General features: G+C 37.9%; 1 protein-coding gene. It reads left to right on the top strand.

Going from position 1 to position 18,995, the window contains the following annotated elements; all coding sequences use genetic code 11:
- Positions 1-310: 310 nt before the first annotated feature.
- The coding region (locus C1631_RS18300) for a non-ribosomal peptide synthetase (RefSeq protein ID WP_123966733.1) at positions 311-18,995 on the top strand (18,685 nt) is incomplete at its 3' end.

Raw genomic sequence — 18,995 nt, 5'->3', positions numbered from 1 at the left:
CTTTTTAAGAGTCCGGAATTTGCCAAATCTAAAGTTTAATATCAAAACCACAGGTATAAAATGCGCCATGGGTTTCTGTTAAACTGAATCATAATGTCAAAACACAACCCGGTTCAATTCGATATAACATTGTTCTTATATGTGAAAGCTTCTCCTAAACAAGGCCTAAAATTATTCACTTTTTATGATATCAAAAACCCTTTAGAATAGTACGATTTACTGATCCTGCTAAAATTACAGGTAAAGCAAAAAGTGAATAAAAACATACCTATACCTAACCTAACCTACTATCCTTCGGGATACATTTGCTATGAAGCTGACACCTTATCAATCGACCTTTTATAATGAATGGATATTGAATCCATTCAGAAGTGACTATAATATTATTTTTGATCAGTCTATGTCCGGATATGTAGATATCCAGAGACTGAACTCAAGCTTAGTCAGATTTGTTAATAACAACCTGCTGTTAAACAGTAATGTTGTAAATGAGTCTGAAGATTTAATCTGGAAAAGCAGGCCTTTGCTTTCAGAAGATGCACAAATCTTAACATTTATTACACAAGAACCCAACCCTGATGAAATCTTAAAGCTGGCTTTACAACCATTTGATCTGGAAAAAGAACAATTGGCAAGATTTTATGCTATTAAGCTGAATAATGGCGGTTATAGGATTATTCACATTTTTTCTCATATTCTTGTGGATGGTCTAAGTGCAAACAGTATTTATGCAGAGCTTAGTACTTTTTATAATGATCTAAGTTATGTAAACCCCATTAGCCTTACAGAGCAGGAAATACGATACAATAAACTGAGAAATCAGCTTGAAGGCATATTAACTACAGGGAAAACAGAAATGTCCGATTTTTGGAAAACAGGCTTGAAAGAAGTCGAAAATATTGGATTTAAATTTTTACAAAATTCAGACTCTTTTCTCCTTGATTCGAAAGAAGAACATACTTTGGCTAATCCGGTAAGTGAACTAAGGTTTAACTTCTCGGAACCGGTATTTCTTAAAGTAAGGCAACTGACATCAAAATATAAACTTACCCCATATACCTATGGACAGTTGGTTTTTGCTGTTTTACTTCATAAAATTTCAGGAGTGAATAATCTCGTGATCAATTACCCTGTCGGGATTACAGAAGGGCAGGACTTTATATATGGAGCCCACATTAACACAATTTTAAAAGGATATAGATTCGATTTGGAATCTTCGCTTCAGAATCTTATCGATCAGAACATAGAATATACAAACCAATTAAAAACAACAAAAGCCAGATATCTGCCTATTGAAGAACTTATCAGCTATGCTCCAACATCAAATATATTGGAGTTCGGATTCGTTCAGACAAGTTTGAAGGACGTAGTTATTTATTATGAAGGGGCAAGTAATGTTGTTATTAACAACGATTTGAATGTAGATTTAGTAGGGAAACTGTCATTTGAGCAAGAAGTAAGAGACGGGCAGATTAACTACAAAGTTAGATATGCCAATCAGAAACTTGATCGTGAATTGATATACAATTTCGTGGATATTTACAAGAGATTGTTTATTGAAATACTGGAAGATTTATTAAAAGGGAGTACAGATAAGCTGATTTCAGAATATGAGCTTTTAAGTAAAGATTCTTATCAGACTGCAGTAGAAGCATGGAATAAAATAGGAATAGATAATCAACCGGAAAAAACAATTCATCAGTTATTTGAAGAACAGGTTTCAAGAACACCTGATGAGATTGCTCTGGTTTTTCAAGATGTTACCTTAACATACAAAGAGCTTAATGAACGCTCAAATCGTTTGGCAAATTATTTACTGATGACTTTTGGCCTTCAGCCTGATGACCTGGTTCCCTTGTGTCTGGAAAGATCAGAAAATATCTTAGTTGCTATTTTAGCTGTATTGAAGTCGGGAGCAGCCTATGTTCCTATAGACGCTTCATATCCTACAGATCGGATAGAGCATATTCTCCAGGATACAGCAGCCAGAGTTATCCTTACAGAAGAAAATACAACAGGAAAAATAAATCATTTCCCGGTAACGTCTGTTTCTTTAAATGATATTAATTTCAAGACGATAATAGAATCACAGGAATCAACCAATCCTGTAACTAAAGTTTCTGCAAAAAATTTGGCTTATGTAATCTATACAAGTGGAACGACCGGGCTTCCGAAAGGAGTAATGGTAGAACACAAAAGTGTAGTTAACGTACTGGATAAGGTAAGAGAAGCATATGGTTTTTCAAATGGAGTAAGGATAACAGCCTATACTTCTTATGTTTTTGATGTATCTGTATCAGAATTTTTTAATGCCCTGCTATACGGGAATGAGCTTCATTTGTTGGACGAGGCAACCAGGAAAGATGCAGACTTAATCAGTCGTTATTTGCTAAACAATGAGATTGCTTATGCTTACCTGCCACCCGTAATGTTATCTGTTTTACCCCGTGTGGATTATAGCGCACTTAAAGGACTTCTTTATGCAGGAGAACCCTGTGACTATGAAACCGGTAAATACTGGTCAGAAGAAAAAGTACTTTATAACCTTTACGGGCCAACCGAAGCAACCATTTATGCAACCTACAAACAAATAGAGCATGGAGATGTGCATCTGATCGGGCGTCCGGTGGAGAACAATTCAGTGTATGTACTGGATTCTTCCCATAAACTGACTCCCGTAGGAGCCATAGGAGAACTTTACCTTGGAGGAGCCGGGATCGCCAGAGGGTATTTGAATCGTCCTGAGCTTACCGAAGAACGTTTTGTAAATAATCCTTTCCAAACAGAAGAACAAAAAGAAAGGGGTGAAAACAGAAGACTGTATAAAACCGGAGATCTGGTTCGCTGGCTTCCGGACGGAAACATAGAATATATTGGCAGAAATGATTTTCAGGTTAAGATCAGAGGATATAGGATAGAACTGGGAGAGATTGAGGAAAAACTATCCCAGCATCCTAAGGTAAAACAATCTGTGGTTTTGGCTAAAGAAAGCAATACAGGAATGAAATTCCTTGCAGGGTACTATGTATCCGGAGAGGAGCTCGATAATGAAAAATTGACGGAGTATCTTTCATCCGCTTTGCCGGAATATATGGTACCCAATGTTTTTGTTCATTTAACAGCTTTACCTTTAACGATTAATGGTAAACTGGACAGAAAGCAGCTTCCAGAACCAGAATTTAGCGGGAACAGAGAATATACTGGCCCTGAGAATGAACTACAGGAAAAACTATGTGGGATTTATGGACAAATTTTAGGACTTAAACCAGCAAATATCGGTATTCATGATGACTTTTTCCGACTTGGGGGGAATAGTATTATGGCAATTAAACTCATCAGCAAGATTCAACAGGAACTTGCGATATCAGTAAATGCCGCAATGGTATTTGGTCATAAAACAGTGGCTTCATTGTCTCATTTACTTGATAGCCAAAACAATGTTTCGGAACAAATAATTATAAATCCTGTATCCGTTTCCCAACCGGAAGAACAACGTCTGTCTTTTGCTCAGGAGAGGCTTTGGTTTATAGAATCTTATGAAGGAGACAGCAGCGTTTATAATGTTCCAATGATTTTTAAATTAAGAAAAAATGTTTCTCAGGAACTTCTGCAAAATACTTTTGATATATTGCTGCAACGTCATGAGGTATTGCGAAGTCTTATTCTTACTACAGAAGATGGAGTAGGATATCAGATGGTTACCGACTATAGGGTTCAGATCCATACTGCCTATGCAGATACCAGAGCAGAACTTGATCGGACCATAGATTTCACCGCCAATAAAGTTTTCCATCTGCATGAAGAGCTTCCCATATATGTGTCTCTTTTCAGCATGAAAGAGGATTATTATTTGTCAGTGGTCATTCATCATATTGCTTTTGACGGATGGTCTACGGAAGTTTTTATCAATGAATTTAATACTATTTATCATGCTCTTATTGACGGGAATAATCCTGAGCTTCCGGAATTAAAAATTCAATACAAAGACTTTGCTTTATGGCAGAGAAACTATCTTTCTGGTGAAGTTCTTGATCATCAGATGTCTTATTGGAAAAATAAGCTGGAAGGGTTCCAGACGCTGGATCTTCCTTTAGATTTTAAAAGGCCTGCCCATGTTTCGTATAAGGGAGCAACTACATACTTTGATCTTCCGGTGAAACTGGCTTCTGATTTACATCGTCTTTCAAAAGACCTTGAAGTAAGTTTATACAGTGTCATGCTGAGTGGTTATTATCTCATGCTATCTGCTTATTCGGGTCAGGATGATATTATTGTGGGAAGCCCTGTTGCAAACCGTCATCATGCCGGTCTTGAAAATATCATTGGTTTCTTTGTTAATACCTTTGCTTTAAGGGAAAAAATAAATTCTGATCAACCCTTAAAAGATTTTATTTTACAAGTTTCACAATCCATAGCAGATGCTCAATCGCACCAGGATCTTCCTTTTGAAAAGCTGGTAGAGGAAATGGGTGTAGAACAGGATAATTCAAGAAACCCAATATTCCAGGTGATGTTTGGAATTCAAAGCTTTGAAGGGGAGGTTTTTCGGAAAAATGAAGAAACAATACTTCTTCCTTTCGATGGAAATATAGATTACAAATCTGCTAAGTTTGATCTGACCATGATGATTGATGTTCAGGGAGATACCATTCGGGGAATCTTTAACTATGCCTTGTCTCTTTTCAAAGGAGAGACTATCAGCCGGATGAAAGAGACCTATATGCTTATTCTGGAACAGTTGGTTGAAATTGGAAATGCATTCCCGAAAGATGTTAAGGTTAAGAATCTTCATCTTTTAACGGATGGAGATTATCAGAAGATTATACTGGATAGAAATGGGGTTGAAAACTCTAATCCTGAAGAGCTTACCATTCAAAAATTATTTGAAGCTCAGGTGGTAAAGACACCCAATGCGACTGCATTGGTGTATCAGGATATAAGACTGTCTTATCAGGAATTGAATGAAAGAGCCAACCGGATCGCCCATGTTCTCATTGATACCTACAATATACAGCCTGATGATCTGATTCCTATGTGTCTGGAGCGGTCGGAGAATATGATTGTTGCAATTTTAGGAGTTTTAAAAGCAGGTGCGGCATATGTTCCAATGGATCCGCATTACCCCGCGGACAGAATACAACATATTCTTAATGATACCCAAGCAAAAATAGTATTTGCAGAAGAGAGTTCGAAAAGTAAGATAGAGACAGAATATACAACTGTTATATCTCTGGATGATATCTTATTCAAAGCAATACTTGAAACGAAAGAGTCCGATAACCCTCTGACAAAAACTACTTCAGAAAATCTCGTTTATGTAATTTATACCAGTGGGACTACCGGTATGCCTAAAGGAGTAATGATAGAGCATCAGAATGTCATTAATGTTGTTTCACAGATCAGGGATGCCTATGGATTCAGTGAAGGAGAAAAAATAACAGCCTATACTTCTTATGTTTTTGATGTTTCAGTATCTGAATTTTTTAATGCCTTGCTGTACGGAAATGAATTGCACCTCCTTGATGAAGCACTTAAAAAAGACGCAGATTCAATAAGCCAATATCTTTTAGATCATGATATTGCCTATACCTATCTGCCACCTGTAATGCTTTCTGTATTGCCAAGACTACAGTACCCCTCTTTGAAAGGAATATTATATGCAGGAGAGCCATGTGATTATGAAACCGGTAAATACTGGTCAGAATATACAAATCTTTATAACCTTTATGGGCCAACCGAAGCAACCATTTATGCAACTTACAAACAGGTAGAACATGGAGATGTACATCTTATCGGACGTCCTGTTGGTAATACCTCAGCTTATATCCTGGATGGATGTTATCGTCCCGTTCCTGTAGGAGCAATTGGTGAGCTGTACCTTGGAGGAAATGGCATCGCAAGAGGATATCTGAACCGTCCTGAGCTTACAGAAGAACGTTTCATTTCAAATCCTTTCCAGACTTCTATACAGAAAATCAGGAAAAAAAATATAACAATCTATAAAACCGGAGATCTGGTACGTCTTCTCGGGGATGGCAATATTGAATATATTGGTAGAAATGATTTTCAGGTAAAGATTCGTGGTTATCGTATAGAATTAGGCGAGATTGAAACTAAGATGCAAGAACAGGTTGGTATTAAACAAGCTGTGGTTCTTGCCAAAGAAAATAAAGCAGGAATAAAGTTCCTTGTCGGATATTATGTATCTGATGATGTCGTGGATGAATATAAACTTTCAGAGTTTTTATCGGAAACATTGCCGGAATATATGATTCCTTCTGTGTATGTGCCTCTTGAAGCCCTTCCTTTAACGATTAACGGAAAACTAGACCGAAGAGCCCTACCGGAACCTGAATTTACAGGAAACAAAGAATATATGGCTCCGGAAACAGAGCTTCATGAAAAACTTTGCAGGATTTATGGCGAAATATTAGATCTTGATTCTGAAACTATCAGTATTCATGATGATTTCTTCCGTTTGGGAGGAAATAGCATCATGGCTATAAAACTGATCAGTAAAATCAAGAATTCCCTTGATAGGCGTATTCAGGTGGCCTCTGTATTTAATCATAAGACGATAGCTTCCCTTGCCTTATTTCTGGAAACGGAATCTAAGGAAGAAAATATACACATAGAGGCGGTGACGGTTTTCTCACCTGAAGAACAGCGTTTATCATTTGCACAGGAAAGACTTTGGTTTATTGAAGCGTATGAAGGGGGAAGCAGTGCCTACAACATTCCTATGGTGCTCACTTTGAGCCAGGATATACAGTTGGAAGAACTTCAAAAATCTTTAGACATAGTCATTAGACGTCACGAAGTCCTTCGCTCTGTCATTAAAACAACAGAAGAAGGGATGGGATATCAGGTCGTTACAGACTCTAAGCCGGAATTCAAAATAGTAAAAGTAAATAGTGAACAAGAGCTGGAAAAGGCTATTAATGCTACAGCCAATAAGGTTTTCCGTCTGGAAGAAGAAATTCCTTTAGATTTAACCCTGTTCATATTCAAAGATCGGTATTATTTATCTCTGGTAGTACATCACATCGCATTTGATGGCTGGTCTGTAGATATTCTTTTCAAAGAAATTCAGGCTGTGTATGAAGCTCTGATTAATAAAATCCCTCATCAGCTTCCTAACCCTGCCGTTCAGTATAAAGACTTTGCACTCTGGCAAAGAAATTACCTGAAGGGAGAAGTCCTGGACAAACAAATTAATTATTGGAAGAATATATTAGAAGGTTTTGAGTCGCTAAATTTACCGTTAGATTTCAAACGTCCGGCTCAGATTTCTTATGAAGGTGCTGCCATTTATTTTGACCTCTCTCCGGAGGTAGCCTCGGGATTGAGAAAAATATCCAAGGATCTTGGAGTAAGTTTATATTCTGTGATGCTGGGCGGATATTATCTGATGCTTTCCGCATATTCGGGGCAGGAAGATATTATAGTGGGAAGCCCGATCTCCAACCGTCATCATGCAGGTCTTGAAGATATTATCGGTTTCTTTGTCAATACACTCGCCCTGAGAGGGAATGTCAATTCCGGTCAGAATTTTAAAAACTTTATTCTTCAGATCTCTACGTCCATAGCTGAGGCACAGTCTCACCAGGACCTTCCGTTTGAAAAATTGGTTGAAGAACTGGGGGTGGAGCAGGACATGTCCCGTCACCCGGTATTTCAGGTAATGTTTGGGGTTCAAAGCTTTGGAAGAGGAACTGGAAAAGATGCTGTATTCTCACTCTTTGAGGGCGAGATAGATTATCAGGCAGCAAAGTTTGACCTGACGACCATGATTGACGATGGTGAAGAGAATATAAAAGGGATGTTTAATTATGCTGTATCTCTTTTCAGTGAAGAGACCATTCTGAAGATGAAAGATACCTATGTTCTTTTGTTGGAACAGATTGCAGCAATAAGAACTGAAAATGCTGAAAATATCAAAATCAATGACTTCCATTTCCTTAAGAATACGGAGTATAAAAAAATAATACAAGACTGGAATAATACCGCTTCTGAATATCCATCTGATAAAACCATTCATGAGCTTTTTGAAGATCAGGTAAGAAAAACTCCGGATCACACTGCTTTGGTATATCAGGATATTCAACTTTCCTATAAAGAATTAAACGAAAGGTCAAATCGTTTAGCCAATTATCTGATTGAAAAATATAATATTCAACCGGATGAAATTATCCCGTTATGCCTGGAACGATCTGAAAATATGTTGATTGCTATTTTAGGAGTTTTGAAATCAGGAGGGGCATATGTACCAATTGATCCATCTTATCCGTCAGACAGGATCAGACATATTCTTGGCGATACCCAAGCCAGACTTGTAATAGGACAAGAGAGTACATTTGATAAATTAAAGGATCAAAACGTTGAATTTGTTTCTTTAGATGAGGTTCAATGTAAAGATCAACTGGAAATAGCAGATTCAAAGAACCCGACAACTGACACAAAGCCCGGAAACCTGGCGTATGTAATTTATACAAGTGGAACAACGGGACTTCCGAAAGGAGTAATGGTAGAACATCTGGGGGTAGCCAATCTTGTAACTCAATTTGCTGAAAGCCTTGGGTTGATTTCTAATGAATCTGACCGCAAAAACTGTCTTTGGTATGCCAATTATGTTTTTGATGCGCATGTAGCAGAACTTTTCCCTGTTATTACCCATGGTCATAGTATCTATCTGCTGGATAAAGAAAAACAAACTGATATTGTTGCATTGCAGCATTATATCAGTGAAAATGATATTTACCTTGCAACCATTCCTCCGGTACTTCTTACCAGAGATTATATTTTACCATTACAAAAATTAATGGTAGCCGGAGACGTGACCAATCCTCAGTTGATGGCCCTTTATCAGTCTGAAGGAGTGGATGTTATTAACGCCTACGGACCTACCGAGGGAACGGTATGCGCTACGCTACATGAGTACAAACAAGACAACAATCCGTTGAATATTGGGGGACCAATTGGAAATATGACTTCTTATGTACTGGATGAACATTTGCGTCCGGTTCCTGTTGGAGCAGTAGGAGAACTTTATATCGGTGGGGTCGGAATAACCAGAGGATATCTGAATCGTCCTGATCTTACGGCAGAACGTTTTATTATAAATCCTTTCCAAACTTCAGAAGAAAAAGCAAAAAGGCAAAACAATAGATTATATAAAACCGGAGATTTAGTACGCCAACTTTCAAATGGAGAGCTGGAATACATGGGAAGAAATGATTTTCAGGTAAAAATCCGTGGCTATAGAATCGAATTAGGAGAGATAGAAAATACTTTATTGGGATATTCAGGCATTCGTCAGGTTGCAGTATTAGCTAAAGAAAATAAAGTCGGATTGAAATATCTGGCCGCGTATTATGTTTCTGATTCTAAAATAGATACTCACCTGCTGACTGAATACGTATCGGAATCTTTACCGGAGTATATGGTTCCCGGAGTTTTTGTTCATTTAGAGACTTTACCGCTTACGATTAACGGAAAATTAGACAAAAAGCAGCTTCCGGAACCTAATTTCACAGGCAATAAAGATTATATAGCTCCACAAACCGAACTTCAGAACAGATTGTGCCACATTTACGGCAATGTATTGGGTATTGATGCTGAAACTATTGGTATTTATGATGATTTCTTCAGATTGGGAGGAGACAGCATTATCAGTATTCAGTTGGTAGGAAGAATCAGACAGCAGCTTGAAGTAAAGGTAAGTGTAAAAGAGGTATTCACATCCAGAACAGCAGCAGCACTGTCTTTGCTTATTGAAGAGAAGAGACAGAGTGAACAGACTCAGATTTCAGCAGAACAGGGGCTTCTTATAGGAGAAGTATCCCTACTTCCTGTTCAGGAATGGTTCTTTAGCCAGAAAGAACATGGATATCTGGGTGATTTCAATCATTGGAATCAGGCTTTCCTTGTCAATGTTCCTCAACTTGATCAGAAAGTACTGGAAGAATCTGTTCGATATTTGATCGAAAGACATGATGCATTCAGATTAAAGTTTGAAAGGAACAATAATAGCTATATTCAATCCTACGGAAATACTCAGATTCTCTCTTCTATCAAATATTTGAATGTTTCCAACCAGAATACAAAAGACCTGGCAAAAATCCTTACAGAATGGCAATCGGGGTTTGATATTGAACAAGGCCCGCTGTACCAGATAGGATACATCAGTGGATACGAGGATGGAAGTGCCAGACTTTATTTTGCGTTTCATCATTTGATTATTGATGCCGTAAGCTGGAGGATTATTACAGAAGATATAAAGAATATTTATCAATCTCTTGAAAAAGGAGATAGAGAAAAAGTTTTATCTCACAAGAAAGGAAGTAGTTATCGTCAATGGGTAGATGCTGTAAAAAATTATCGCTCTGAGGATACTGAATCCAGAGCCCAGGAATTATTGTACTGGAATACATGTGCAGATACTACAGAAGTTCTGAATAAAGCTTTAGATAGATTCATCATAAAAGATTCTTACCGCAGTAGTCTGATTTTAAATAAAGAAATAACTGAAGCTTTAATCCGAAATACTCATCATGTTTATCAGACTCAGATTAATGATCTGTTACTGTCTGCTTTGTCAATTTCTCTTTCAAAATTAACGGGAGAGGAGTCTCATGCTGTTGTTTTAGAAAGTCATGGTCGTGAAGACGTATTTCAGCATCTTGATATAACAGAAACGGTAGGATGGTTCACTACAATGTTCCCTTTACTTCTGAAAAACGGAAAAGGATTGACAGATACCATCGTTATGACCAAAGAATCTTTAAGAAAAGTTCCTCATAACGGAATTGGCTATGGTAGTCTTATAGGATATACGGAACGCGATCTGCCAAAGATTAGTTTCAATTATTTAGGACAGTTAGATCAGGAAGCAGGAGATAAAAGCTGGTTTATTTCCACTGAAGATGCAGGATCGGGGATCGGGAAAAATAATAGGGACAGCCATTACATTAGCATGAATGGTGCTGTTGTGGATGGACAATTACGTTTCGAAATTGCAGGCTACCTGACGGAGGAGCTGATTAATCAGTTTACAGAAGATTTTAAAACAAGTATTGAAGCGATTGTTGAAACCCTTTCTCAGGAAACACAAAGTTATCTTACCCCTTCAGATGTTGATGATGTAGTAGGCTTTGATCAACTGACAGAAATTCAAAAGCATGAAGAAATAGAAGGAATTTATCTTGCCAACAGTTTGCAGGAAGGGTTCGTGTATCATGCTTTGAATCAGGGAGAAAAAGACGATGCTTACAGAGTACAGCTATTATGGGATTATAATGCGGTTCTTGATATTGAAAACCTTAAGAAAGCCTGGCTGCTTACCCAAACGGCTTATCCTTCATTGAGGATGAGGTTCGACTGGAATGGAGAGATTGTTCAGGTTATTAATAAAAACGGAAATGTAGACTGGCGCTTTCAGGATATCAGTGAGATAACTGATTCTGCTCAGGAAGCATTGATTAAAGAAATTACCGCAAAAGACCGTTTTGAAGGATATGATCTTTCCAAAGGAGATCTTTTCAGAGTGTATCTTTTTAAACGTTCACAAAACCAATATACCTGTCTGTTCAGTAACCATCATGCGATCCTGGATGGATGGAGCATACCTGTTATTTTGAACAGTATTCATACGAATTACCTGAATCTTACTAAAGGCCAGGAGATTACTGTTATAAAGGACCGCGCTTATACAGATACCCAGAAATATCTTCGGGATCATAAAGAAACAGGCAGAAAGTTCTGGAATACTTATATGAAGTCTTTGGAAGATCATGAGGATTTAAGCGGATTAATTAAGGCATCTCAGAGACCTGTCGATTTAGGAACATATCGTCATATTCAAGATCCTCAACACATAAAAATGAGGATAACAGGGAATCAGTATGACTTGCTTAAAGCCTTTACAAAAACTCATGGATTAACCGTAAATGCTATATTACAATACCTGTGGCATCAACAGCTGAGAATCTATGGCGGGTTGAGTACAACAATTGTAGGAACAACAGTATCGGGACGAAGCTTACCGGTAGACGGAATAGAATGGTCTGCAGGACTATACATCAACACATTACCGTTAATCGTTACCCATGAGGAAGGACGAGTAATTGATCATATCAAAGAACTTCAGAACAGGATCAGTGATATTAATACCCATAGTGATATCAATCTGGCAGAACTTCACCATGATGGACGCAGAATTTTCAGCAGTTTATTTGTATTTGAAAATTATCCAGTACCAGAGGGAGAAGATCATAATGAACTTGGCTTTGTATTTAGAGACGCCGTGGAGAAACTGGATTATCCATTGGGAGTTGTGGCATTTGAAAGAGGAAATGAAATTTCATTTACCTTAAACTACGAAGGTTACCTGTTCGAAAAAGATACGATGGATCAATTGATTGAAGGAATGGAAATAATCCTGAATCAGATTATGGTCAATCAGGGTATAACTTCAGGTCAACTTTCTCTTTTAACGGAAAAAAAATATAAAAACCTTACAGAGGACTGGAATGATACCTGGAATTTTATTTCCACACAAAAGACCATTCATCAGTTATTTGAAGATCAGGTTTTAAAAACTCCGGATCATACTGCGCTGATATTTAAAGAAACACAGCTCTCTTACAAAGAGTTGAATGAGCAGGCTAATCGTTTAGCTAATTATCTTACAGGAAATTATAATATTAAGCCAGATGACCTGATACCACTTTGCCTGGATCGTTCCGAGTACATGCTTATTGCAATTCTTGCTGTAATGAAAGCAGGCGCAGCCTATGTACCGATAGATCCGTCATATCCTGCGGAAAGGATCCATCATATCCTGAAAGACACAAACCCTTTGCTTGTTCTTGCTCAGGAAAGTACAAGAGAGATTATATTTCAAAATTCAGAAGAACAAATAGATGTCCTGTCTCTTGATAGTTTGTCTTTCAGTACTACGCTTGCAAGGATGAACGCCAATAACCCAATTACTGTGGTTGGTGAGAAAAACCTTGCGTATGTGATCTATACCAGTGGAACAACAGGTATGCCTAAAGGGGTAATGATAGAGCATAAAGGTGCTGTTAATTTAATTCATGATCTCTATCCTCGTTACGGATTAAACAGTTCCGATGTTATTTTGCAGTTTGCCAACTATGTGTTTGATGCCTCTATAGAGCAGATGTTACTGGCTATATTAAATGGAAATACGTTGGTCTTTATAGAAAGCCAGAAGCTGTTACTTAATGAAGAGGTATTTGTAAAAACGTTGACAGATCATAACGTTTCTTATATCCACCTTACTCCGTCAGTATTGCAAAGTATTGATATCACTAAGGTGAAGAGCTTACGTATCCTAAACTCCGGAGGAGAGGCTTTGCCTACAGATTTACACAACAGATTAAAAGACAGATCATTCAGATTTGTCAATTCTTATGGTCCTACTGAGACTACCGTTACTTCGCTTGTTAATACCAATACCAAAGTAAATAATATTGGACGCGCTATCAGCAATACCAGTATTTATGTGCTTGATGATTATCATCGTCCGGTACCTGTAGGAGCTGTAGGAGAACTTTATATTGGTGGAGAAGGGGTAGCCAGAGGGTATCTGAACCGTTCCGAACTCACTTTAGAACGTTTTCTGGAAAATCCTTTTCAGACTGAAGAACAGAAAGAAAGAGGGGAAAACGGACGTATTTATAAAACAGGTGATTTGGTACGCTATCTGCCTTCCGGAGAGCTTGAATATATGGGAAGAAATGACTTCCAGGTGAAGATTCGTGGGTATAGAATAGAGCTGGGAGAGATTGAAAACAGACTTCAGGAATATCCGGAAGTGAGACAAACTGTTGTATTGACTAAAGAAAATAAAGCAGGTCTTACATATCTTGTCGCCTATTATGTTTCAGACTCTTCAATAGATTCTGGGGAGCTTACTTCGTTTTTATCCCAGACGTTGCCGGAGTATATGGTGCCTGCGACATTTGTACATCTGAATTTACTACCGTTAACCATCAATGGAAAACTGGACCGCAGAGGTCTGCCTGAACCTGAATTTACAACAGGATCGGATTATACAGCTCCTGAAAATGAGTTGCAAAAACAATTATGTCAGATCTATGCTCAGGTTCTCGGTCTCGATGCAGCCAATATTGGTATTCATGATGATTTCTTCAGATTAGGAGGAAACAGTATCATGGCAATTAAGCTTATCAGCAAGATGAAGCAAGTGCTTGATATCAGGGTAGAAGTAGCTGCCATTTTCAGTCATAAAACAATAGCTTCTTTATCTGAAGTGCTAGTTGATGGAACTCAACTTAAAGAGCAGGTTACAATCATCCCTGTAAAAGTAAGTGCTCCTGAAGAACAAAGATTATCATTTGCACAGGAAAGGCTTTGGTTCATTGAAACTTATGAAGGCGGAAGCAGTGCCTACAATATCCCAATGACGGCAATTCTGGATGAAAAAACAGATATTTCAGTATTGCAGAATGCCTTTGATGAAGTGGTTAAACGTCATGAAATCCTTCGTTCAGTGATTAAAACTACACAAGATGGGGTAGGCTATCAGGTGGTTACTGATCAACTGCCTGAATGGAACATGACGGAAGTAAGCACAAGAGAAGATTTAGAGGAAGCCATCAACAGATGTGCAAATAAAATCTTCCAACTAGAGATAGAAATTCCTATTCAGGTTAACATTTTCAGGTTTGAAAGCAGACATTATCTGTCAGCAGTCATTCATCATATTGCATTTGACGGATGGTCTACCGATATATTCCTTACAGAAATCCAGACGATCTATAAAGCACTTCTCAATAACGAAAAAGCGGAGGATCTTTCTGACGTAAAGGTTCAGTACAAAGACTTTGCTTTATGGCAGCGTGAATATCTTTCAGGGCAACGTCTGGAGCAGCAGATAAATTACTGGAAAGATCAGCTTGAAGATTTCCAGAATCTGGATCTTCCGACAGACTTCAGAAGACCTTCTCAAATTTCTTACGAAGGAGAAAATCTATATTTCAGCTTGGATGAAGAACAGAGTGAAAAGCTGAGAGCTTTATCCAAAAATCTTGAAATAAGCCTGTATTCTCTTATGCTGGGAGGGTATTATCTGATGCTTTCCGCTTATTCAGGGCAGGATGATATTGTGGTAGGAGGTCCTATTGCCAACCGTCATCATGCAGGTCTGGAAGACATTATAGGATTCTTTGTCAATACATTGGCGTTGAGAGAAAAACTGGACTCTAAGCAAAACCTTAAAGATTTCCTCCTGCAGGTTTCAAAATCAGTGACCGATGCTCAGTCTCATCAGGATCTGCCATTTGAAAAATTAGTAGAAGAACTTGGAATAGAACAGGATACCTCAAGACACCCTGTTTTCCAGGTGATGTTTGGGCTTCAGAATTTTGGAGGTAATTCCTCTTCTCAAAATAGCCAGAATAGCCTGTTTTATCCTTTTGATGGGGAAATAGATTATCAGGTGGCTAAATTTGACCTGACGACGATGATTGATGATGGCGGAGTTGAGATTAAAGGAATGTTCAACTATGCTAAAGCCATTTTCTCAAAAGAAACGGTAAGCAATATGATCCGTTCCTATGAGTTTTTACTGGAACAAATGACAGAAATTGAAGATCCGGGAGAAATTACCCTTGCTGATATAAACCTCGTCACTCAAGATCAGTATAAAAAATTAACAGAAGATTGGAATGCAACCTATAAAGAATATCCATCAGAAATAACAATTCATCAGCTTTTTGAAAATCAGGTAAAAAATATTCCTGATCAGACAGCACTGGTCTATCATAATACCAGATTCTCTTATCAGGAATTAAATCAGAAAGCCAATCAGCTGGCTCATTATCTTATTGAAAATTACGGGCTTCAACCTGATGATCTGGTTCCTATTTGTTTAGAACGGTCTGAAAATATATTGATCGCTATACTTGCCATCTTAAAATCCGGAGCAGCCTATGTTCCGATGGACCCTTCTTATCCTTCAGACAGAATACAGCATATTTTGAATGATACCGAGGCAAAACTGGTGATCGGACAGGAAAGTACAGCAGAAAAACTGGAAAATACGTATGTTGAGGTTCTTGCTTTAGACAATATCAACCTTAAAGCAAAACTTGAAATAGCATCAACTGAAAACCCTGTTACACAAGTAGGTGCAGATAATCTTGCTTATGTGATCTACACCAGTGGAACCACAGGCTTACCGAAAGGAGTAATGATTGAACATTCAGGGGTGATAAACCTCATTGAATCAATGATAAAGGTTCATCTACTTCAAGAATACCAGGAGGTAGGATGCTACTCAAACTACGTATTTGATGCCTTTGTATATGAAGCATTTCCTGTATTATGTAATGGAAATACTTTGTGGTTATATAGCAATGATCTCAGAACATCTGTTGGTGAACTTAATGACTATATCAAAAAAAATAATATCGAAGTTTCATTTATTCCGCCTGTTCTGCTAAGAGAAGTTGTAGAGCATGGAACTAATCTGAAACTCATATTTGCCGGGGGAGAGAGCTTCCCTGCTTTAGATAAAAATATTGGCGATATTATCCTTGTAAATGAATACGGTCCTACAGAAGGAACTGTCTGTGCGACACTTCATTATTATAAAGAAGATAGAAATCCATTGAACATCGGTGGCCCAATTCAAAATACCTTTGTATATGTTCTTGATGAGCAAAATCGCCTGGCTCCTGTAGGTACTGTAGGTGAATTGTATATTGGAGGAGCTGGGATCGCAAGAGGCTATCTGAACCGCCCTGAATTAACAGAAGAACGTTTTGTTTCAAATCCTTTCCAAACAATTATTCAGAAAGAAAGAGGAGAGAACAGCCGTTTATACAGAACCGGAGATTTAGTACGCTGGTTACCCAATGGAGAACTGGAATATGTAGGTAGAAATGACTTCCAGGTGAAAATCCGTGGCTATCGTATCGAATTAGGGGAGATTGAAAATACACTGTTAGGGTATTCTGAAATTCGCCAGGTCGCTATATTAGCCAAAGAAAACAAGTCCGGATTGAAATATCTGGCAGCGTATTATGTTTCGGATTCACCTATAGATTCAGAATTGCTTTCAGAATATTTGTCAACATCCCTTCCTGACTATATGGTTCCTAATGCTTTTGTTCATTTAACTGCTTTACCGGTAACCATCAACGGGAAATTAGACAGAAAAGCATTGCCTGAACCGGATTTTACAGGCAGTAAAGAATACACGGCTCCGGAAACAACCCTTCAGAAACAGCTTTGTAAGGTTTATGGAGAAGTATTAGGATTGGATGTAGACACCATCAGTATTCACGATGATTTCTTCAGACTGGGTGGAAACAGTATCATGGCCATCAAGTTAATCAGTAAGATTAAACAGGCACTACAGATACAGGTAGAGGTTTCTAAGATATTCAATCATAAAACCATTGCTCTATTATCAACTGTTTTATCGGATGAAAACCATAGCAATGAACAGGTTACGATTACCCCTGTAAACGTTAACACTTCTGAAGAACAGAGCTTATCCTTTGCCCAGGAAAGATTGTGGTTTATTGAAAATTACGAAGGCGGAACCAGCGCCTATAATATTCCAATGGCCTTCCTTCTGGATCAAAAAACAGATATTGAAAGCCTTTGTAAAGCTCTGGATGTTATTGTAATGCGTCATGAAGTACTTCGTTCAGTCATTCGTATGACGGACGAAGGAAAAGGCTGGCAATTGGTTATGAATGATATTCCTGCTATTCATCAATATGAGGTGAAAACAATGCAGGAACTTGAAGAAAAAGTGAGCCGTGTAGCCAATAAAATTTTCAATTTGGAAGAAGAACTGCCTATAGATATTAATATCTTCAAACTTGAAGAAAATTACTATTTATCAGTAGTGATTCACCATATTGCATTTGACGGATGGTCCACAGATATCTTCTTAAAAGAATTAATCAGTATTTACAATACCATTAAAGAAGGTAAACCACATGAATTACCTGCATTAAAGATCCAATACAAGGATTTTGCATTATGGCAGCGTAATTATCTTACCGGAGAAAAACTTGATCAACAAATCGGTTACTGGAAAGATAAACTCAGCGGATTCCAGAATCTTGACCTGGCTACAGATTTCAAGAGACCGGCTCAAATATCTTACGAAGGAGAAAATATCTATTTTAGTCTTGATGCAGAGCAAACCAAAAAGCTAAAAAATCTGTCAAAAGATCTTGGAGTAAGCTTGTATAGTATTTTGTTAGGTGGATATTACTTAACACTTTCAGCTTATTCCGGGCAGGATGATATTATTGTAGGAAGTCCTATTGCAAACCGTCACCATGCAGGGCTTGAAGATATGATCGGGTTCTTTGTCAATACACTGGCACTCAGAGAAACTATTGATCCGAATCAGCAGATAAAAGACTTTATTTTACAGGTTGCTCAGTCAGTAACGGAAGCACAGTCTTATCAGGACCTTCCTTTTGAAAAATTAGTGGAAGAACTTGGTGTTGAGAAAGATACTTCAAGGCACCCTGTATTCCAGGTGATGTTTGGGCTTCAGAGTTTTGGAGAAGACGTTTCTCAACCGGAAAATGAAACCACATTGCTCCATCCTTTCAATGGAAATATTGATTATCAGGTAGCTAAGTTTGATCTGACGACGATGATTAACGATATCGGCCATAGTTTACAGGGAATGTTCAACTATGCGAAATCTGTTTTCTCAAAAGAATCCGTTCAGAATATGCTGAATACGTATCTGTTCCTGCTTGGTCAGATCGCAGAAATCAATGATATAGAAAGCCTTGCTATATCCGAACTGGATTTAATTTCTGAAGAACAGAATACAGCAGTTTCCAAATTATGGTCTTCGGGAGTTCATTATCCGAGTGATACAACTATTCATCAATTGTTTGAAACCCAGGTTGAAAGAACACCAGATCATACAGCCATTGTTTACCAGGACATTAGATTATCTT

Source organism: Chryseobacterium phosphatilyticum (assembly GCF_002899825.2).
Classification (GTDB): Bacteria; Bacteroidota; Bacteroidia; order Flavobacteriales; family Weeksellaceae; genus Chryseobacterium; species Chryseobacterium phosphatilyticum.
The sequence above is the reverse complement of the archived record's forward strand: the minus strand, read 5'-3'. Positions and strand labels throughout refer to the sequence as shown.